Annotated in this window: 17 protein-coding genes; 8 read left to right on the top strand and 9 right to left on the bottom strand. The window is 50.9% G+C overall.

Annotated features, from left to right (window positions below):
• Nucleotides 1-4 precede the first annotated feature (4 nt).
• Nucleotides 5-1,966 carry an AAA family ATPase gene (locus ACZ5TN_RS10770; RefSeq protein WP_011250346.1) on the top strand — a complete coding sequence of 654 codons (1,962 nt, stop codon included), beginning with the start codon at nt 5-7 and terminating at the stop codon, nt 1,964-1,966.
• A gap of 6 nt (nt 1,967-1,972) precedes the next feature.
• On the opposite strand, the gene glpK is transcribed toward ACZ5TN_RS10770, so the two are convergent.
• From glpK to ACZ5TN_RS10755, 3 genes are read right to left on the bottom strand one after another with little or no spacing between them, the layout of a single operon-like run.
• On the bottom strand, nt 1,973-3,466 hold the full coding sequence (gene glpK / locus ACZ5TN_RS10765) for a glycerol kinase GlpK (RefSeq protein WP_464916706.1): 1,494 nt from the start codon (nt 3,464-3,466) through the stop codon (nt 1,973-1,975).
• Nucleotides 3,467-3,515: 49 nt separating this feature from the next.
• Nucleotides 3,516-4,262 (bottom strand): glycerophosphodiester phosphodiesterase family protein, encoded by a 747-nt coding sequence (locus tag ACZ5TN_RS10760; RefSeq protein WP_464917632.1) that lies wholly within the window; start codon nt 4,260-4,262, stop codon nt 3,516-3,518.
• 16 nt (nt 4,263-4,278) lie between these two features.
• Nucleotides 4,279-4,977, bottom strand: a complete 699-nt coding sequence (locus ACZ5TN_RS10755; protein WP_464916705.1) for a glycerophosphodiester phosphodiesterase family protein — start codon at nt 4,975-4,977, stop codon at nt 4,279-4,281.
• A gap of 83 nt (nt 4,978-5,060) precedes the next feature.
• Between ACZ5TN_RS10755 and ACZ5TN_RS10750 the strand changes: the two genes are divergently transcribed.
• From ACZ5TN_RS10750 to ACZ5TN_RS10735, 4 genes are all read left to right on the top strand, one after another.
• Nucleotides 5,061-6,431, top strand: a complete 1,371-nt coding sequence (locus tag ACZ5TN_RS10750; RefSeq protein ID WP_464916704.1) for an SLC45 family MFS transporter — start codon at nt 5,061-5,063, stop codon at nt 6,429-6,431.
• Nucleotides 6,432-6,558: 127 nt separating this feature from the next.
• Nucleotides 6,559-7,890: an MFS transporter gene (locus ACZ5TN_RS10745; protein ID WP_464916703.1), complete on the top strand. Its 1,332-nt coding sequence runs from the start codon at nt 6,559-6,561 to the stop codon at nt 7,888-7,890.
• Nucleotides 7,890-8,768 (top strand): alpha/beta hydrolase, encoded by an 879-nt coding sequence (locus ACZ5TN_RS10740; RefSeq protein WP_464916702.1) that lies wholly within the window; start codon nt 7,890-7,892, stop codon nt 8,766-8,768. Before ACZ5TN_RS10745 ends, ACZ5TN_RS10740 begins: the two co-directional genes overlap by 1 nt.
• A gap of 59 nt (nt 8,769-8,827) precedes the next feature.
• Nucleotides 8,828-9,637: a DUF2334 domain-containing protein gene (locus ACZ5TN_RS10735; RefSeq protein WP_464916701.1), complete on the top strand. Its 810-nt coding sequence runs from the start codon at nt 8,828-8,830 to the stop codon at nt 9,635-9,637.
• Nucleotides 9,638-9,851: 214 nt separating this feature from the next.
• Here the strand turns inward: ACZ5TN_RS10735 and tmk are convergent, their stop codons facing one another.
• Both tmk and ACZ5TN_RS10725 read right to left on the bottom strand, forming a co-directional pair.
• On the bottom strand, nt 9,852-10,469 hold the full coding sequence (gene tmk / locus ACZ5TN_RS10730) for a dTMP kinase (protein WP_011250354.1): 618 nt from the start codon (nt 10,467-10,469) through the stop codon (nt 9,852-9,854).
• Nucleotides 10,470-10,531: 62 nt separating this feature from the next.
• Complete coding sequence (locus ACZ5TN_RS10725) at nt 10,532-11,242, bottom strand: phosphohexomutase domain-containing protein (protein WP_011250355.1); 711 nt, start codon at nt 11,240-11,242, stop codon at nt 10,532-10,534.
• 155 nt (nt 11,243-11,397) lie between these two features.
• Between ACZ5TN_RS10725 and ACZ5TN_RS10720 the strand changes: the two genes are divergently transcribed.
• From ACZ5TN_RS10720 to ACZ5TN_RS10710, 3 genes are all read left to right on the top strand, one after another.
• Complete coding sequence (locus ACZ5TN_RS10720; protein ID WP_464916700.1) at nt 11,398-13,269, top strand: phosphoenolpyruvate carboxykinase (GTP); 1,872 nt, start codon at nt 11,398-11,400, stop codon at nt 13,267-13,269.
• Nucleotides 13,270-13,364: 95 nt separating this feature from the next.
• Nucleotides 13,365-15,857 (top strand): maltodextrin phosphorylase, encoded by a 2,493-nt coding sequence (malP, locus tag ACZ5TN_RS10715; protein WP_464917631.1) that lies wholly within the window; start codon nt 13,365-13,367, stop codon nt 15,855-15,857.
• Between the two features lie 154 nt (nt 15,858-16,011).
• Nucleotides 16,012-17,322: a sodium-dependent transporter gene (locus ACZ5TN_RS10710; RefSeq protein ID WP_464916699.1), complete on the top strand. Its 1,311-nt coding sequence runs from the start codon at nt 16,012-16,014 to the stop codon at nt 17,320-17,322.
• Between the two features lie 16 nt (nt 17,323-17,338).
• Here ACZ5TN_RS10710 and ACZ5TN_RS10705 read toward each other — a convergent pair whose 3' ends face one another.
• The 4 genes from ACZ5TN_RS10705 to ACZ5TN_RS10690 form a co-directional block, all read right to left on the bottom strand.
• A complete protein-coding gene (locus tag ACZ5TN_RS10705) occupies nt 17,339-19,060 on the bottom strand; it encodes a glutamate--tRNA ligase (RefSeq protein ID WP_464916698.1) in 1,722 nt (573 codons plus the stop codon).
• A gap of 48 nt (nt 19,061-19,108) precedes the next feature.
• A complete protein-coding gene (locus ACZ5TN_RS10700) occupies nt 19,109-19,294 on the bottom strand; it encodes a hypothetical protein (RefSeq protein ID WP_054839904.1) in 186 nt (61 codons plus the stop codon).
• Nucleotides 19,295-19,358: 64 nt separating this feature from the next.
• Nucleotides 19,359-20,753: a DNA primase DnaG gene (gene dnaG / locus ACZ5TN_RS10695; RefSeq protein WP_464916697.1), complete on the bottom strand. Its 1,395-nt coding sequence runs from the start codon at nt 20,751-20,753 to the stop codon at nt 19,359-19,361.
• The gene (locus ACZ5TN_RS10690) at nt 20,750-21,151 is read right to left on the bottom strand and encodes a toprim domain-containing protein (RefSeq protein WP_011250362.1); all 402 of its coding nucleotides are present in this window, start codon (nt 21,149-21,151) and stop codon (nt 20,750-20,752) included. Before ACZ5TN_RS10690 ends, dnaG begins: the two co-directional genes overlap by 4 nt.
• Nucleotides 21,152-21,205 lie beyond the last annotated feature (54 nt).

The raw sequence follows: 21,205 nt of genomic DNA, 5'->3' as shown, positions 1-21,205 counted from the left end.
AAAAATGAGGATAGTCGAAATTGAGGTTAATAATTTCAGGTCACTAAGAGCTGTAAAAATGCCCCTCGATGAACTTACAGTGTTGATCGGGAGAAATGGAGCTGGAAAATCATCGCTATTGCAGGCATTAGATTTGTTTTTTAACCCAAATGCCAAGTATTCCGAGGAAGACTTCTATAACAGAGATACGAGCAAACCCATACGAATTGCCATTAAATTTAGACTTGAGAACGATAAAGAACGTGAGGAATTTCAAAAATATGTGATAAATGAAGACAATGATCATGACTATATAAAAGTCGTGAAGATTATGAAATTTCCAGCATCAAAATCCAACCAGTCTTACCATGGAGTTGTCAAGAGTATTCCCCAGTTTTCAAACTTACCTTCGAGGAAAGAGGACTTAATAGAAAGATACAAAGGGCTACAGAAAGAATTTCCCGATTTACCCCATTTAGGGAGTAAGCCTACTAAGAAAAAGATTCTTGAAGCACTTGAAGAGTACAAAAACTCGCATCCTGAGAAATGGGAAGAAACACTGCAAGAAGACCAGTTTTTTGGATATAAAGAAGTCGGTCATGGAAAGATTGACAAGTTTATAAAGTTCTTATTAGTGCCCGCAGTTAAAAGTGTCTCTGAAGAGACTGAATACAAAAAGGGGAGTATTATTACAGAACTTACCCAATTGATAATAGAAGAACATATAAGGTCAATTCCTGAGTTTAATCGTCTAGAAAAGAGGTATAAACACTTACTTAAAAGTCTAGAGGCACACAGAAAAACAGGAAAGGATAAGCTATTCTCTGAACTTAGCAACGAGCTAACACAAATCCTAGAAAAATTTGCACCAAATACACAAGCCAACATCAGTTGGGGTAATCTAGATGATTTCAAGATCCCACTACCAGTCCCAACTGTGTTAGTTACAGAAGACGGTTTCGAAACGAGTGCCGAACGAGTTGGTCATGGTACGCAAAGGGCTCTTTTGTTCTCTTTATTGCAGTATATGACTGCAAAAAGACATGAACTCAATAAAATGAAAAATGTGGGTAGAGATTCAGATGAAAAAGATCAGAAATTAACTCTACTTTTGGTTATTGAAGAACTAGAGTTATATCAACACCCTCAGCGTCAAAAGCATCTGCACAAATTATTCAAGGATCTTGCTGGGAATACTTTTGGTGGATTTAATATACAGGTAATGTACTCCACTCATTCTCCTTTTTTAATTAGTACTGACACATTTGATAGCCTGAGAGTATTCAAGAAAATTAAAACCCAAAAATCACGTAAACTAAGAGAGACCAAAATTTATTGGTATCCACAACAGGAACTTCAGAAAGACCTAAAACGCTACGGGATAGACTCCCCATCAAAACACGTTAAAAAATTCACGACTACAGTAAATCCTGTGATGAGTGAAGGATTCTTCGCGGATAAAGTAGTATTAGTTGAGGGAGAAAGTGACAGAGCCGCTCTAGAGGTCGTTGCTGAACATAACGGTGTTGACCTCAATGGCAACAATATTTCAATAATCCCCGTAGGCGGGAAGGGGAACATACTTACGGCATATTTAATGTTTAATGGATTTAATATTCCAACGTACCCTATATGGGATCTAGACCTGTATCCCGATGAAATGAACAAAAAATTGTTTAGTGCAGTACAGTACAAAACTAAAAGGACACCTACTTCCCCTATTGTGAGGAAGAATTTCGCAGTCTTTAACAAAAATTTAGAAGACGTAATAAAAAACGACTTAGGTGAGAAAAATTGGGGGGTGTTGTTTAGTAAACTAAAACGAGAAAATCTTGTCATTAGTGGAAAGGATTTAAAGAATTATACCCCCATGAGACGATTCATTGAACTATGGTATTATCCACCAAATGACATCAAAGACAGGTTATCCCGCGATGCCTCTCTTAAAATACTGGAAAGAATAGTTGAAAAGATATCACGATTGTAGGGTATATCAATTTGATTTTGCACTATCAACGACCTTTGCCCACCCCATAGCCCTCTTTACCGCTTCTTTCCAGCCTTTGTAGAGTCTCTCTCTAGTTTTCTCATCCATCTTCGGCTCGAAAATTCTTTCAGCCTTCCACAGCTCGGCTATTTCTCTCGTGTCCGCCCAATAATCAACGGCAAGCCCCGCGAGGTAAGCGGCGCCAAGAGCCGTTGTCTCCTTCACGACGGGCCTTATCACCTTTCTGTTCAAGATGTCCGCCTGGAACTGCATGAGGAAGTCGTTTGCGGTGGCGCCACCATCGACGCGGAGCTCCTTGATCTGGACGAGCTTTTCCATCTCGTCAACGACATCCCTGGTGAGGTATGCTATCGCCTCAAGCGTCGCCCTCGCGAGGTGCTCCCTGCCCGTGCCGCGCGTTATGCCGATTATAATGCCCCTGGCAAACTGATCCCAGTAGGGAGCCCCTAGACCAACGAAGGCGGGAACGAAATAAACGCCTTCGTTGCTCTCAAGCTTTGTGGCGAGTTCCTCTGTCTCAGAGGCATGCTTTATGATTTTTATTCCGTCTCTGAGCCACTGGACTGCCGCTCCAGTTACGAAAATGCTCCCCTCGAGGGCGTAGCTGACCCTTCCATTTAGGCCCCATGCTATCGTCGTGAGCAGGTTGTCCGAATAGAGCACCATCTTGTCCGTGTTCACGAGGATAAAGCTCCCCGTACCATAGGTGGCCTTCACCATTCCCGCCTCGAACGCCGCCTGTCCGAAGAGGGCCGCCTGCTGGTCACCTGCATCGCCGCTTACGGGAATCTCAGCCCCGAGAAGCTCCTTCTTTGTGTAGCCGTAAACTTCACTAGACTCCCTGACCTCAGGTAAAACGCTCTCAGGAATGTCGAAGAGCTCAAGGAGCTCATCGTCCCAGTCGAGCTTCTTGATGTTGAAGAGCATCGTCCTTGATGCATTGGAATAGTCCGTAACGTGCTCTCCTGTGAGACGGTAGATGAGGAAGGTATCGACCGTTCCGAACATCACCTCGCCTTTCTCGGCCTTCCCCCTTAAACCTGGAACGTTGTCAAGGAGCCACTTGAGCTTCGAGGCAGAAAAGTAGGCATCGGGGACGAGGCCGGTCTTCTCCTTTATCATCGTCCCGTACTCACGCTTTATCTCCTCAACCATTTCAGCCGTTCTTCTGCACTGCCAGACTATTGCGTTGTAGAGCGGCTTACCCTTTTTGTCCCATACAAGCGTCGTCTCGCGCTGGTTGGTGACTCCTATAGCCGCTATCTGATTCGGCTCTATTCTAGCGCTCTGGATGGCATCTTTTATTGCCCTGAGCTGGGCGTCCCATATCTCCTCGGGATTGTGCTCGACCCATCCCGGCCTTGGATAGTGCTGGGGGAACTCATACTGGCCTATTCCGTGGATGTTGCTCTCCCTGTCGAAGATTATTGCCCTGGCGGAAGTTGTACCCTCGTCAAGAGAAAGAACGAACTTTTCCATCTGCAATCACCTAAGAAAAATTAGAGGAAAGAGAACTTATTAGACTTGCTCATCTCAGCCCGAGCTTTTTAAGGTACTCTATCATCCTCACCACGTCGTTCGCTATAACCACTTCAAAGAGCCCCTTGAGCTTGGCGAGGTTATCGTCCTTGTAGAAGAGAACGTCGTTTTCAGTCCACAGAACAACCTTCAGGCCCAGGGAGCGGACCCAGTGAAGGGTCTGGAGGGTCTTTTCAAGCCCTATGAGCGGTATCGCCTCCATGGGGACGTTCACCGACCAGAGGTTGAGCTCATCCTTGAGCTTCGGGATTAAAGGCACCACTTCCTCACGGTCTATGAGGAGGCCCATCGTGGTCTCATCGTCGTACTTTCTGTACTCGCGGAGGGCATCCATATCGAAGGATGATATCATTACCCTTTCGGGATTGTTCTCGGCAACGATTTCAGCAACTTCGCGGGCGGCGTCCCTGTCCTTCAGCTCAACGTTCACAAGCGCATTCCTCGGAATGGCCTCAAAGACCTCTTCAAGCGTCGGAATTCTCTCACCCTGCCCCACATCCGCCTTCTTGAGCTCTTCGAGGGTCATGTCCTTCTGCCTGCCCTTCATGTTGCTCGTCCTGTCTATGGTCTCGTCGTGCATCACCACTACGCGCCCGTCCTTTGTAAGCCAGACGTCCAGCTCTATGCCGTCCGCGCCGGCCTCAACAGCCTTCCTGAAGGCAAGAAGGGTGTTTTCGGGGTAGTCGCTCATGTACCCCCTGTGTCCGAGGACGATAACCCTATCGCGCTCCCACATAACAACCGCCTCGCGTTCAATACGCATCGTTCATAAAAGCTTTTCTCAGGCGGGTAGGATCGTCGGAAATTACTGCATCAACAAATGGCAGAAGTCTTGGAACCCATGTCAGCTCGTCCATCCTGTAGTTCCAGAGGAAAATCTTGAGCCCCCTTTTCCGGGCAGCCCGGAGAATTGCAGTTAGGTTCCTGAAGCCAATGTATGAAACTGCATCTATTGGAACGTGAACGGAATAGAGCCCCTTTAAAGTTGGAAGGACAACGGCGTTTGAATATCCAATTATTGAGAAGCCCACCCTGCAAGCAGGACACTCGGAGATCAGTTTCTTCCCGATATCGGGATTATCTGCAGAAAACACCGAAGATGTAAAAAGGGAGTTCCTCTCAATCAGGTTCAAAAGCGGTTCCACTGCTTCAGGTTCTTTAACATCAAAATCGAAAAATCCTGAAACACTCCTGATCACTTCCTCAACGCTTGGAACGAGCTTTCCAAGAGGGTGAAGGCGCTTTATTTCAGCAAAGGTTAATTCAGAGACGCGATAATACTCTCCATCGCTCCAGAAGCCCTCATCGTGGTGGGCTATAATCTTACCATCCCCAGTAACCCTGACGTCCATCTCAACACCGTCAGCCCATCTGAGGGCCCTTTTGAAGGCTGGAATGGTGTTCTCAATCTTCCCCCTGCAACCCCTGTGTCCCAACGTGAGCACTCTCATCCTGCCCGATTATGTTCAAAAAACCCTTAAAAATGCTTCTTCCATAGATTTGGAGACTATAAACGACAATAAAACAAGGGGTGATGGAAGTGGCGGAGTTCAAATACAGCAGGATTTTCCTGCTCGGCTTCGGTTTCTTCGGTATAAGCATAATATGGGCTCTTTACAACGCATACATACCGCTATTTCTCCAAGACACGTTCCACATGAACAGGACGATAACTGGATTCATAATGACGATAGACAACCTCTTTGCAGTCCTGCTTCTGCCCTTCCTGGGCGCGCTCAGCGACATGACGAGGACAAGGCTCGGAAGGAGAAAGCCGTACATCCTGCTCGGCGCACCTTCAGCCGCGCTGATGTTCGCGCTCATTCCCGTGGCGAGGGAACATGGCAACCTTGCTCTTTTCATGGGCACAATAATCTTCATGAACTTCTTCATGGCGCTCTTCCGCTCACCGGTCGTTGCGTTCATGCCCGATATAACCCCCAGCGAAAAGAGGAGCCAGGCTAATGGTATAATCAACTTCATGGGCGGCCTCGGAGCCCTTTTAGCATACTTCGGCGGCAAAGTGCTCTACGACATGAACTACGCCTACCCGTTCTACGCGGGCGCCCTTATTATGCTCCTTGCAAATCTGCTGGTTGTGCTCTTTGTTCCTGAGCCCGAGGAATACCGCGTTCCGGGTAAAAAGATAAACTTGAGAGAACTCCTCTCAGAGACCTCACGCAAAAGCTTCGGCGAGCTCAAGGAGAACCTCAAGGACGTCTTCGCCAGCCACGAGAGGAGCCTTCTTGCAATACTCCTGGCGATATTCTTCTGGTTTATAGCTTTTAACTCCCTTGAGACGTTCTTCACAAGCTACGTCAAGTACCACCTCTATGGAATTCCCGTTGGAGCGGCTGAAACGGAGATAACGAGGAAAATAGAAAGCACGGGTGCCTTCATGCTTGGAATGTTCAGCCTCAGCTTCATGATCTTTGCAATACCCGCAGGATTCCTTGGAGCGAGAATAGGAAGAAGGAAAACGATAACCCTCGGTCTCCTAACGATAATCGCGATAATCCTTGCGGCGTTCTTCATCGGCGAAACATCAAAGCCACAGGAAGTTGCACTCACAGACCCCGTTATCATGAAGTTCATGGGCCTGTTCTTCGTCGGGGGAATAGGCTGGGCCATGATTAACGTCAACTCGCTACCAATGGTCGTTGACATGACCGTGGACGAGAAAGTCGGCGGCTACACAGGACTCTACTACTTCTTCAGCCAGGCGGCCAACCTGGTGGCGCCGCCTTTCGCAGGTGCACTGCTTGATCTGATAGGCTACGAAACCCTCCTGCCGTTTGCAATGGCGTTCTTCCTGCTGGCACTGATAGCGATGCAGTTCGTCAGGAGGGGTGATGTCAAGGGTGGCGCCGAGGACGTTTACGAGTACGTCCCCGATATGGACTGAAGCTTCCTTTCCTTCTTTGCTGTTTTTGTCTTTGGAAATCCAAAAGTGTAAAAAGTCACGACAACCAGAATTTTGTTTAGTCTAGATACATCTAGCGAAACAATGGGAAAATTAGGGGGGTGTTAACATGGAATCCGAATCGAACCAGGGTGTTGTGAGGAAGGGCTTCAGCTGGGGTCTTGTCCTTGGTCTCGCCCTGCTCGGTTTCAGTAGGAGCGTTGGATGGGCTCTAAACAAGGGGCTGTCCTTCCCGCTGTTGTCGAGCTATACCCAGTCGGCGTTTGTTAAAGGTACGATACTGGCCCTCGAGGGATTGATCGGAATACTTGTCCCACCGCTCCTCGGCTATTACAGCGATACCCTGAAGTCGAAGCACGGGAGGAGAAGACCTTTCATTATGATTGGAGGCCTTCTGGCGGGCATAGCAGCTATAATGATATACACCGCCTACGCCATGAGTGTTCCGCTGATCGGCTTCGCCCTGACGCTGGCGTTCTTCTATCTCTCAATGCATCTCTACACGGCCCAGTTCAGGGCCCTTATGCCCGATACAGTTGAGAGCGGAAAGCGTGGAACTGCGAGCGGCGTTATAACCTTGCTGGAGTGGGCCGGTAACCTCTTCCTCTTCGGACTGGCCGGCTACCTAATCGCTAAGGCCGTGGACATGACTGGGGAGAGTGAGGGAATAAAGGCACTCACCCAGACGCCTTACCTCAAGATACCCTTCCTCGTCACGGCGTTCTTCCTTATTGGTGCAGCAGTCTTTGTCTACCTCATTGTCAGAGAACCCGAGGCACCCGACATCGAGGAGAACGAGAGCCTTGGAGAGTACCTCTGGAGCATCGTCAGGAACAGGGACTTCCTCAAGTTCTACGCGGCTCAGACTCTCTGGTGGATGAGCTTTGAGTTCATCGCGGTTTTCCTCTACGGAATCCTCGCGTTCATACTCTACGGTTCAGCAACGGAGGAGAACATCAAGGCGGTAACATCCCTCGGCCTTTACCTGATGGCGCTCTTCAACGTCGCCGTTCTTCTCGGTGCCCTGCCAGGAGGAATCATCTACGACAAGCTCGGCAGAAGGCTGAGCATAGTCCTTGGAGGCCTGATCTTTGCAATTCCGCAGCTTTGGGGATGGTTCATAACGACCAAGGCCCAGATAACGATAGCCTTAGGAATAGCGGGCATAGGCTGGGGAATCCTCATGGCGGCATCGTACCCAGTAATCGGCGACCTTCTGACCAAGTTCGAGAGGGAAGCGTTCACGGGCAGATACTACGGCTTCTTCGAAGCCACCCGCTCCCTCCCGGTGCTCCTCGCAGGAACGATCGGTGGGGCAATCGTTGACCTCGCGGGCGAGAACTACAGGGTTCTCTTCCCGATAGGTGCCCTCCTCGTACTCCTCGCGCTACCGATGGTGTGGATGATGAAGAACCTTGACGTCGAGGGAGGGAAGGAGTAATGGGATTGCTCCTTTCCATTTTTGTCCTTGCAGTCATTGTTTTTCTCGCGTTTGTGGCCTTCGTCGGCTACAAGATGGTCAAACCCCCGAGGCTGGTTGAGGACTGGACACCAAAGGACTTGGGCTTTGACTACGAGGATGTCGAATTTACCACAGAAGACGGCCTTAAGCTGAGCGGCTGGTGGGTTGACAACGGGAGCAATAAGACTGTAATTCCGCTCCACGGTTACACTGCGAGCAGATGGTACTCCCTCTACATGAAGCCGACCGTCGAGTTCCTACTAAAGGAGGGCTACAACGTCCTCGTCTTTGACTTCCGCGCCCACGGAAAGAGCGAGGGGAAGTACACAACGGTTGGCGACAAAGAGCTCTTGGACGTTAAGGCCGCCGTGGAGTGGCTGAAAAAGACCCACCCGGAGAGGGCAGACAAGATTGGACTCATCGGCTTCTCAATGGGGGCTATGGTCACCATAAGGTCGCTCGCTGAGATTGAAGACGTCTGTTGTGGCGTTGCCGACTCACCCCCAATGGATCTTGACAAAACTGGGGCAAGGGGCCTGAAGTACTTCGCTAACCTTCCAGAGTGGCTTTACGTCTTTGTCAAGCCATTTACGAAGCTCTTCAGCGGTGGAAAGGAGATACATCCCATCGAGTACGCGGACAGAGTTAGGAAGCCGCTCCTCATTATAGCAGGAGAGAAAGACCCGCTCGTTAAGGTGGAAGAAGTCAGGGAGTTCTACGAGAGGAACAGGAAAATCAACCCGGACATTGAGCTGTGGGTTACCGATGCACCCCACGTTAGAACCCTCAAGTTCCACCCAGAGGAGTGGAAGGCAAGAGTCAGGGAGTTTTTTAACAGAGCCTTCAACAACCCATGAATTACCCTTTTTGATTTTTTGTAGCAACACTTTTAAAAGGAAACTACATCACTACCCCTATGAAAAAATTGCTGGTAATAACAACGGCACTTATCCTGGCAATCGGGGCGGGCATCTTTCTGTATGAGAATCGGGAATATTACTCTCCGGATTTGTCCATAACACAGAACGATAGTGTGTCAGAGAGTCACGCCAACACATCCAGCACATTTCCTAGCTCCTGTCGGCTTGTTATCCTCGTCCACGATGTAAGCCCGGTTTACCTCAAAGAGCTTAAGGAAATAACCGAGATAATCGACGAATACGGCATGGCCAACAACACGTACTTCTTTGTGATCCCAAACCACACGGGAAAACATCCCATAGATAAGGATCCCGATTTTGTAAATTTCCTGAAAGAGTCCCAAGCTAAAGGTTACCATATAGAGCTCCACGGCTACATACATGAATACAGAGAGTTCGACTGCGACGCGGGAACTGCGCGCAAGAAGCTGGAGCTTGGCCTGGAAGAGTTGAGGGCACTGAACTTTTCGCCCAGCTACTTCGTACCTCCCAACTACGCCATATCTGAAGATGCCCTGAAGGTAGTGCTATCCCACAATCTGAGCGTTATAACCAAAGACACATTGTACACTCCCCAAGGAACTTCATACAAAATCATGAACAGGGAGTACACCTGGTACCTTTCGAATTCAAGTACTAAGTTCAGCCTCACATTGAAAAGAGCAAAACATGACTATACGAGATGCAGGGGCACCTTCTACTTATCAATTCACCCAAAGGCCGTAAACTATGGGGCAGGACTCAAGTTTCTGAGGGAGTTCCTCTCCTTCGCCGTTGAAAGGAACTCTCCCAACCACGAACGTTGAATTCAAGAAAAACCCAAGGATTCTTGAAAAGAATGAATCGTGGCCTCGGCTAACCCTCTTTTCTTCATCAGTCAGCGTGGCTAACGCTCGTCATCGGCCGAGGAGAGTTAGGGAGAACTCTTTTAAAAAGCAACCGGAAAATAAGACGGGGGATGAAGAGCGTTTACCGGTCTGATTAGCTACCGGATGAAGAGACTGGCACTGGCCGACCCCTTCACTCTTCTCCGAGGAGCGTCTCAATGAGCGCGATTATCTGGTTGTGGACGGTCTCAACGTCCTCCATCGCGTTGATTATCTTCATTTCAGGGAACATCTCGGCCAGCTTTAGGTAGTTCTCCCTGACCTTTCTTTGAAGCTCGAATATCTTGTCGAACTCGCTCTTCACTTTCCTGCTTCTTATTCTGTTCATGCTCTCCTTTACCGGAAGGTCAAGGAGAAAAACTATGTCGGGCTTTACGGCGAAGCGGTTGAGGTCTATGAGCCACTCAAGGTCAAGGCCCCTCGCCCACTGATACGCGAGGGACGAATAGAAGTAACGGTCGGATATAACGACTTTTCCGGCCTCAAGGGAAGGCTTAATCAGCTTGTCAACGTGCTCAGCCCTGTCGGCTGCGAAGAGAAGTGCCTCAGCCTCATGGCTTATTTTAGCACCGTCTATTATCCCTTCTTTACCACCCGTAAGAACGAGCCGCCTTATGAGTTTACCAAAAGGAGTGTCCGTTGGTTCTTTCGTTAGAACAACTTCGTATCCTCTGTTTTCAAACCACTCCGCCAGTAGCTTTGCCTGCGTGGACTTGCCGGCGCCGTCTATTCCCTCGAGTACGATGAACATCAGTGCCACCCCCAAAATAGGACAGATAGTAGAGAGGAGCAGCTCTTATAAAACTGCCGCCCTCACTTAAAGACCCTCTTGAGGTAATCAAAGAGGGACCACATGCTCGTAAACGTCTTCTCCTCGCCGTCCTTGTAGAACTCGGCTATCCCGTCCGGCCTGAAGCGCAGTCCGAAGGTGTAGTCGCCCTTGTTCAGCTTGTGGAGGAAGACTTCCTTCGGTTTCGGCGGGATGTAGCTGGTCATCATGTCGTTTATAAGCTCAGCCTCAAAGCCGAAGTGCTCGCTGAGCCTGGGGAAAAAGAGCACCGCAGGAGTGTTCATAGCATCCACAAGGGCCTTTCCGCCGATCTTAAAGTTGTAGCGCTTGAAAAGGTCGTGAAGGAAGTCATCGAGGGCGTTTGGATAATAAACGGTGGCACCTATGTCGTTTGGATGGGCCTCTATGAAGCTCCTGCTCTTCAGGATTGCCTCAACCTCATCAACGTCCAGGCCGTTCACCTCGACCCTAACGCCCCCGTGGTAGTAAACGTAAGCTAAGGGCATCCCTTTGCTGTGGGCAAAGTCCTTCAGCGCTATCAGCGGGATAAGCCTAACATCCATTATCGTTGAGCCGGTACTGACTATGCCCACAACCATGGCACGCTTTCCATACCTCGATATCGCCCTGCCGTCTCTGCCGACTATTACCGTCCCCTGGGCCACGGTACCAATGGCCCTTCCCAGAAGGGCAAGCTCTTCGGGGTTGAACTTTTCAGAGTAGTATAACTCCACTTCTTTTCACCTCCTTGTATCACCGTGAGTGTTTAAAACCATCCCATTTTTGAGGTTATCGGTAGCTTTCGATGTCCGTGTTTATTCGTTAGAGTACTTAAACTTACCGACAAACTATTTTAATACATCGGAGCATCACCTCTGGAGGCGGTATCATGAACGCTCTTGAACGGCTTGAAAAGCTCCTTGATAAGGAGCAGTTTGAGAAGGTAAAGGCCATAGACAACCCAGAACTCCACGAATTTCTGGCGGAATGGATTGAGTGGCTCGAACCGGACAAAGTTTTCGTCTGCACCGACAGCCCCGAGGACGAGGGGTACGTTCGGTGGAAGGCCCTCTACTACGGCGAAGAAAAGATGCTGGAAACGCCAAACCACACCGTTCACTACGACAACTATTACGACCAGGCAAGGGACAAGGCCAACACCGCTATCCTTCTCCCTGGAGGCAAGAAGCTCCCATACATCAATACCAAGGACAGAGACGAAGGCCTGAAGGAGATACGCGAGCTGATGAAGGGAATCATGAAGGGCAAGGAGTTATTCGTGTGCTTCTTCGTCCTTGGGCCTAAGAACTCGATATTCACAATTCCAGCAGTCCAGCTCACTGATTCGGCCTACGTTGCTCACTCGGAGTTCATCCTTTACAGGAAGGGCTACGAGGAGTTCAAGCGCTTGGGTAGGAGTGCGCGCTTCTTCAGGTTCGTTCACAGTGCTGGTGAGCTCGACGAGAGAAAAACCAGCAAGAACCTCGACAAGAGGAGAATATACATCGACCTCGAAGACGAGACGGTCTATTCTGTCAACACCCAGTACGGCGGGAACACGATAGGCCTCAAGAAGCTCGCCTTCAGGCTCACAATCAAGAGGGCCGTTGAGGAAGGCTGGCTGAGCGAGCACATGTTCCTGATGCGCGTGAACGGCCCGCACGGCAGGAAGACATACTTCACCGGGGCCTATCCGAGCATGTGCGGAAAAACGTCAACCGCCATGATACCCTGGGAGAACATCGTCGGCGACGACCTGACTTTCATCCTGCCTGTGAACGGAATCGCAAGGGGAGCGAACGTCGAGAAGGGCGTCTTCGGCATAATCCAGGGTGTAAACCCAGAGGACGACCCAATAATCTGGCAGGTTCTCCACTCTCCGGTCGAGATAATCTTCTCCAACGTCCTCGTCAAGGACGGAAAGCCCTACTGGAACGACATGGGCATAGAGATTCCAGACGAAGGCGAGAACCACAGCGGAAAGTGGTGGCGCGGAAAGAAAGACGCTGAGGGCAACGAGATACCGCCGAGCCACAAGAACGCGCGCTTCACAGTTTCGCTCGAACACTTTCCGAACGTCGATATGGAGGCCCTTGAGAACCCGTGCGGCGTGGAAGTCGGCGGCATGATATTCGGCGGCAGGGACGCAGATACCTGGCCGCCGGTCAGGGAAGCCTTCAACTGGGAGCACGGCGTCATAACGATGGGTGCCTCACTTGAGAGCGAGACCACCGCGGCGACCCTCGGAAAGGAGGGAGTCAGGGCCTTCAATCCCATGGCCATCCTCGACTTCATGAGCGTCCACCTTGGGGACTACCTCAGGAACTACCTTGAGTTCGGCAGGAAGCTCATGAAGACTCCGAAGATATTCGCCGTGAACTACTTCCTCCGCGAGAACGGCGTCTGGCTCAACCACAAGCTCGACAAAGCCGTCTGGCTTAAGTGGATGGAGCTTAGGGTTCACGGCGACGTTGAGGCCATAGAAACCCCCATCGGCTACATTCCAAAGTACAAGGACCTAGCCAAGCTGTTCAAGGACGTCCTCAACAAGGAGTACACAAAGGAGGACTACGAGAGGCAGTTCAAGATAAGGGTTCCAGAGTTACTGGCGAAGATAGACAGAATCGAGGAGATTTACAGAAAGCTCGACAACGTTCCCGAAGAGCTGTTTAGAGTTCTTGAAGAGGAGAGGCAAAGACTTCTTGAAGCCAGGGAGAAGTACGGGGACTACATAAGTCCCTTCGCCCTTGAGGGCGAGTGAGCCTTTTCTCCTTTTTTCGTCATTCGACGAGCGGCAAGACTTTTTAAGTCCCACTCCTATTGGGTATCACCGAAGATGATACACGGGTGATGGCTATGGTGAACGTTTCCAATGCCGTTGAGGATGAAATAAGGAAAAAGCTCCCGTATCCGCTTGGAGACCTCGCCGATCTGGCCTACAACTACTGGTGGAGCTGGAACAGGAGGGCCACGAAGCTCTGGGAGTACATTGACCCTGAGCACTGGAGGGAGTACAAGAACCCGGTAAAGCTGCTCCTCGACACTCCAGAGGAGCGGTTTAAGGAGCTCGTCCGCGACGACGACTTCATGAACCTCTACGAGCTGGTGATGGATCAATTCCACGCCTATATGAACCCGCGCTCGACCTGGTTCTCCACCAACTACCCCAAGTGGGACAAGCCCATAGTCTATCTCTGTATGGAGTACGGCATAAGCAAGAGCCTGCCAATTTATTCTGGCGGCCTTGGAATCCTCGCCGGAGACCACGTGAAGACCGCAAGCGATCTGGGGCTTCCGTTCATCGCTATAGGCCTCCTCTACAAGCACGGCTACTTCAGGCAGGAGATAGATGGAAACGGCAGGCAGGTCGAAATATTCCCCGAGTACAAGCCCGAGGAGATGCCGATAAAGCCCGTCCTCGACAGGGAAGGAAAGCCGCTCCGCATTGAGGTTCCGATTGAGGACAGGATTGTCTATGCAAGGGCCTTTGAGGTAAACGTCGGCAGGGTGAAGCTCTACCTCCTCGACACCGACGTCCCAGAGAACAGCCCCGACGACAGGACGATCTGCGACTACCTCTACAACGCCGAGATGGACAAGAGGATAAAGCAGGAAATCCTCCTTGGAATCGGCGGGATGAGGCTTCTCAAGGCCCTTGAAATCGAGCCTGGGGTCATTCACCTCAACGAGGGGCACCCAGCCTTTGCGAACCTCCAGAGGATAGCCTGGTACATGGAAGAGGGTCTGACCTTCACCGAGGCCCTGAGCATCGTGAGGGGAACGACGGTCTTTACAACCCACACTCCTGTTCCAGCAGGCCACGACAGGTTCCCGATCGAGGAAGTCAAGAAGAGACTCGCAAAGTTCCTTGAAGGAAGAGAGGAACTCCTTGAACTCGGAAGAGAGGGAGATCAGCTCAACATGACCCTTCTTGCCATAAGAACATCCAGCTACGTTAACGGCGTCAGCCAGCTCCACGCTGAGGTAAGCAAGAGGATGTGGAAGGATCTCTGGCCGGGAGTTCCGCTCAACGAGATACCGATAGAAGGAATCACGAACGGCGTCCACACCATGACATGGGTGCACAACGAGATGAGAAAGCTCTTTGACAGGTACATCGGCAAGGTCTGGAGGGAACACACGAACCTTGAGGGCATCTGGTACGCCGTCGAGAGGATTCCTGACGAGGAACTGTGGGAAGCCCACCTCCAGGCAAAGAGGGAGTTTATAGACCTCCTGAGAAGGAAGGCCATAGAGAGAAACAAGAGGCTCGGGGTAGACGACCCCATACCAAACATAGACGAGAACGCCCTCATAATAGGATTCGCGAGGAGGTTCGCGACCTACAAGCGCGCTACACTTCTCCTCACGGACCTCGAGAGGCTGAAGAAGATTGTGAACAACCCGGAGAGGCCCGTTTACATAGTCTTCGGCGGCAAGGCCCACCCGAGGGACGAGGGAGGAAAGGAGTTCCTCAGGAGAGTGTACGAGGTCTCCAAGATGCCCGAGTTCAGGGGTAAGATATTCGTGATGGAGAACTACGACATGGGCAGCGCGAGGCTCATGGTGGCAGGCGTCGATGTCTGGCTCAACAACCCGCGCAGGCCTATGGAAGCCAGCGGGACGAGCGGAATGAAGGCCGGGCTGAACGGCGTTCTGAACGTCAGCATCTACGACGGCTGGTGGGTCGAGGGCTACAACGGAAAGAACGGCTGGGTCATTGGAGAAGAAACTACCGAACCTGAAACGGAAGCGGACGACCCGAAGGACGCTGAGAGCCTCTACACCCTGCTTGAGGAGGAAGTCATACCAACCTACTACGAGAACAGGGCAAAGTGGATATACATGATGAAGGAGAGCATAAAGAGCATAGCCCCGCGCTTCAGCACCCACAGGATGGTCAAGGAGTACATGGACAGGTTCTATTCCAAGGCCATGAGCAACTACATCTGGCTCACAAGGGAAAACTACAGCGGCGCAAAGGAGATAGCGGCGTGGAAGGACAGGGTTAGGGCCTCGTGGGACAAAGTGGAGATAAGGGACGCCAAGGCCGAGGGCAACAGGCTTGAGGTAAGGGTTTACCTCGATGGTCTCAAGCCGGAGGACGTTGAGGTTGAGCTCTACTACGGCGTCAGGGCGCAGGGCTACGAGATTGAAAAGCCCCACATCGTTGAGCTCAGACACCCAGAGCAGGTGGGAGAGGGTGAATGGCTATACACCTACGAAGGAAACGCCCTCAGACACCTGGGAGACCCGTGCTGGCACTACGCGGTCAGGGTTCACCCGCACCATGAAAAGCTTCCGCACAGGTTCCTGTTGGGTCTGGTCAAGTGGAAGGGGCTTGACTGATTCCTTCCCTTTTTCAATATAACAATTCGTTCTTTTTCCCCACCAAATACAAATAAATTAGTACCAAAGTTATAGATTAGCCCAAAATTAACAAGAGCAATAGTTTTAAGGATTACTTCGGTAAACTTCCCGATATAATAATGGGGGTGATAAAATGGATCAGACACAGAAGTGGACGATGTATCTGATATTCCTCGTGGCTGGATTCGCAACGGGAATTGGGAGCCTCGGCCTGTTCCCACAGTTCTGGCTCCACTACGGGTTGACTGGCCTGGTAGTGCACCTCGGATTCCTGCTGGTGTTCACTTTGGTGGCCATATTTGAAACAGAAAGGGTAATGAAGTCTGGCTACTACTTCGTAGAGCTGTACAGAAAAGTCCTTCAGAGACCAGCGATGATACTCGCCATCGCAGTAACTATAATAGCATTCCTATCTTACTACACGGCAAACGTTATGCTAATTCTTCTCGGTCCGTACGTTGGTACTGAAACCATCGGCAGACTCGTAGCGAAGATCATAATGCTGGCGCTGATATTCGTGATAATAACGAGGGCAAAGGAAAAGACCTTCACAATCATGTCCCTTGGATCGCTGTTCTTCATAGCGGTTGCTATCATTACTGCCATCCTTTTCAAAGTCAAAATACCCCCAACGGCGGCCTTCCTTGCAACTGCAAAGCACATGGCCTACAGCTGGCAGCCTTTAAGCCTCTCACTGATTAGAGCAGCCGCTGAGAGGGCACTTTACGGCGTTGGACTTGGCTTCGGCTTCTACATAATGCTTGGCAGTTTCATAAACGAGCGCTTCAACGCTAAGACGATCATAGGGGTCGGTATCCTAATGCAGGTGATGGTGAGCCTTTTGGCTACCCTGACAATTATCTACGCAATAGCCCCCAGCAGTCCCGAGAGGCTTTTCTTCTACGCATATGGGGGAGAAGAAGACGCTCTCCAACTTATAAAGGACTTACCAGACATACTATCTGGATATTCCTACCTACTAATCCTAATAGGGCTCTCCATATTCTTCGCAGGGCTTACAAGCATACTGCCCACAGCTGAGGTTGGAGTTCAGATAATAGCGTCCGTGTTCAGAATTTCCAGAACAAAAGCGGCCACGTATCTCATAGCAGCATCACTGCTCCTCGGCATTCCAGATTCGGTTCCATCCGTGGCCGATATGATGCTAAGAGCAGTTACCATAGCCACGTTCTTCATGGCAATATATGAGCTATACCCAGTAATATCCAGCAGGGCGCTTAAGATTCTGAACTCAAAGCTGTCGCCGCTTGAAATGGGAGTTGCTGCAGTGGCCATTACGTTCTTCATAGTCGAGGGCCTTTACTCAATGTACACAGCAGCAAAAAAGGGAGACTTGTACCTCCTCTCTCCAGTGATCGCCCTGATAATAATTCTGTTTGGCATCTTAGGCGACAAAATATGGGTTACGGAAGCCCCCGAGTGAGGGGGCTTTTATCTTTTCACTTGTGGGCAAAAATCGCAACAACTTTCTCTGGCCTGACGTCGTCGATTCTAACGAAGCCGAAGCGCTCGAACTGGACGATGTCGTCCACCTTAACGTCCGCGTCGCTCTCAAGAAGCCCCTCCCTGATGATCAGCTCGTCTCCCTCGGGAACCCAGACCTCACAGGCCTTTCCTTCTGTGACCCAGTGAACCATCCTCCAGCGGTTCTCCCTCGCGACTTCGTATTCAAAGCTGTGGAACCTGGCCCTAATGCCGTCCTCATTCACTTCCATGATTTCAACGTTGAAGAGATCCTTGAGGCGGACGAAGTTCCCGGGCTTGAACAGATCCATGTCGTCCTTTGAGACGTAGACAGGCTTATTCGGCTCAAACTTGAGCCTCCTAACTCCCCTCTCCGGGTAATCTGGATGGAGGGGTATCTCGGCCGTGAACTCCTGGGCACCTTCAACGTACATCGGAATCGGATCAGCGACGAAGAAGTAGCGGTTGGCTATCGGCTCGACTATCTTCCTGTTTATCGCCGCAAGGTTGTCCCAGCTTATAGTGGTGTCGCTCCTCTTGAGACCGACCTCTATGATGAGCTCCCTTATGGCTTCAGGTTTTATGCCGCGCCGTCTAAGGGCCCTTATTGTTCCAAGGCGCGGGTCGTCCCAGCCGAGGTACTTGCCTTCTTCGATTCCCTTTCTCGTCTTGGATTTGCTGAGGATCACGCCCTCGATTGAAAGCCTTCCGTGGTGGACGGTAACGGGATACTCCCAGCCAAAATACTCATAGACATACCTCTGCCTCGTCTCGTTCTCTGCATGCTCCTGTCCGCGGAAGATGTGGGTGACCCCAAGCTCGTGGTCGTCAATGGCAGAGGCGAAGTTGTAGAGCGGCCAGACGCGGTACTTGTTTCCAGTCCTCGGATGGTTCGGGTTGTCTATTATTCTGAGGGCTGGCCAGTCCCTTACGGCAGGATTCGGGTGGTTGAGGTCGGTCTTTATCCTCACCACCGCCTCGCCCTCTCTGTATTCGCCGTTGAGAATCTTCCTCCAGCGTTCGAGCTGGACTTCAACTGGCTCCTCCCTGTGGGGGCAGGCTATCCCCTTATCCCTGAGCTCGCGGAACTTCTCGGGCTCACAGGTGCAGACGTAGGCCTTGCCCATCTTTATGAGCTTCTCAGCGTAGTCGTAGTAGATTTCAAGCCTGTCGCTCGCTATGTGGATCTCATCTATCCTGAAGCCGAGCCATTCGAGGTCCTCCTTTATCCACTCGTAGAATATCGGCTCAGGCCTCTTGACCTTGGGGTCTGTGTCATCGAAGCGGAGAATGAACTTGCCGTCGTACATCCTGGCGTACTCATGGCTAAGGATCGCTGCCCTAGCGTTCCCGAGGTGGAAAGCACCGTCGGGGTTCGGGGCAAAGCGGGTAACGACCTTACCCCTCTCGGCCTTCGGGAGCGGGGGAAGACCCTTCTTTTCCTCTTTTTTCTCATTCTTCTCTTCAAAGAACTCTGGATAGATTTCTCTAAGCTTTGCCTCCTGCTCCTCAAGTGAGAGGGAGTTCACTTCATTAACGACCTCGTTCACAAGGGGAATTATCTCCTTTGCCCTCTTTCTAAGCTCTGGGTTCTCACCGAGGACTTTGCCGATGACCGCCTTCGGGTTTGCCTTTCCCCTGTGCGTGTAGGCGTTTATGAGCGCGTACTTCAGGACAAGCTCCCTAATTTCCCCCATCTTTGACCACCGGGAAAAGAAGAGGTGGGGACGTTATAAAGTTTAGTCCTAGTGTTCCCCGTATTCAGGTGTTTCTTCAATCTTCTCTTCTAGTTCTTTCCAGCCCTCATGGAGCAGGATCACAAACCCGACGATCCCAAAGAGAAGTCCGAGCAGTCCAAACTGAAAGAGCGTCAGCAGGATGGCCCAGAGCAGCACTCCAATCGCAAAGAGCAACACATCTATCCTCATCATGACATGCCCAGAAGAAGTTTACCTTCAAAAGTTAAAAATATTGCGAAGAAAATTAGAAAAGAAATCACTCAGCGAAAGTGATGATCTTGAGACTGACGGGCCTTCTAACGACGTTGTACTTGCGAGCGCCTACGATATACTTAACCCCGCTTTCACTGACAGTATCAATGAGCCTCTGGGTTATCACACCGTTGAAGACAACAGCGTAGACGTCCTTGCGCTCTTTCAGCTGGTTCGTCAGCTCCCTCACTGGGATCTCAGTTATTACGTTCTTGTTCTCGTCGAGGAGCAGCGCAATGCCGTCTTTCTTTACCCTCTCTATAAACTCCCTGAACTCTTCAAGCTCGGGTGCACTCTTCGACGTTTCAATGGGCTTTACTATCTTCTCGGCTGAAGGCCTAACGACGGTAGCTGGCTCCCTCTTTTCTTCGGGCGTTTCAGCCTTGGGCTGAGCCTTAACGACTTCAGGTTCGGGCTTGGTCACCTGCCTTGGCTGCCTCTCACTCTCGCTCTCCCTCTCCCTGATCAGCTCGTAGAAACTTCTGCCCTTGTTGAACATCTCGTTGATGACCTGCTCAGCCGGTACCTTGCTCCTGAGGGCCTTCACGATCTCCTTCTTGGTGAGCTCTTCAACTTCCTTGCCCTCAGGTGCCCTGGCAACGTAGTCAACATCCGCCACCTGGAGAAGCTCCTTGAGGATGAGCTCACCGCCGCGGTCTCCGTCTGTGAAGGCCGTAACTATTCTCTCCTTGCTGAGCTTGATTATCGTCTCCGGTATCGAAGTTCCCTCGACGGCTATGGCGTTCTTTATGCCGTGCTTGAGCAGGTTGAGAACGTCAGCCCTACCCTCAACGACGATGATTGAGTCGGAGAACGGCACGTGCGGGCCAGCTGGCAGCTTCTCCGGGCCGTACTCGATCAGCTCCTTGGCACGGACGGCCTTCTTAACCTCTTCGGTTATCTCCTGAGTCTCTGGTATCTCCTGCTCCATCAGGGTTTCAAGGATCTCCTTCGCCCTCTCAATGATGTACTTTCTCTTTGTAGCCCTGACGTCCTCAATGCGGAGAACCTTTATCCTGGCCTCTGCTGGTCCAACCCTGTCAATGGTCTCCAAAGCAGCGGCTAGAACCGCGGTTTCGACCCTATCCAGGCTCGACGGAACCGTTATCGTCCCGTATGTCTTGCCAGCCTTGTTGTGAACCTCAACCCTTATTCTGCCGATCCTTCCGGTTTTCTGGAGTTCCCTCAGGTCGAGGTCGTCTCCAAGAAGACCTTCGGTCTGACCGAAGATTGCACCAACGACGTCGGGCCTTTCAACGACACCGTTTGCCTCAAACTCAGCGTAAATGACGTACTTGGTCGTTCCGAACTCGTCCTTTCCGGACATACCATCACCTTCCTTGACCTTTTTTCGTTTTTCGGACAAAATCTGCTGGAGCACGGTTTTCTTTCTCTTCATTGGATTCCCTCCAGCAGGGGGTCAGAAACGGAGACTACCCGAAGGTAGAGGCCGTACAGGTCTTCAACTCCCTTTATGTCCTTTCTGACGAGCTTCCTGAGTTCCTTCCACGTCTCTATGTCCACACTGCAGGGATAGCCGGCCAGATAGTTGAGGAGTTTTTTGGCCAGCTCTTCCCCCTTCTTATCAAAGTCTGTGAGTATCATGACCTCTTTGTGGGATGATGCAATGAGCGCCACCTCGGACAGGGGAAGGCGTGAGAGCCTTATTATCTCCGCTCTGACCCCCAGATTCCTTAGAGCCACCTCGTCTCGCAGGCCCTCCACTATGAGGGCACCCTCAAACTCTCGCAGTTTGTCTATAAGCTCCAGGAACCTTTTATAGTTTTCGGGGTACATGAGACCCTCGCAGGTAGATACTCACTGGAGTTATAAGGTTTTGGGTCTATGTGT

This window comes from Thermococcus sp. JCM 11816 (assembly GCF_055396515.1).
This window is presented reverse-complemented; position numbering and strand designations above follow the sequence as displayed.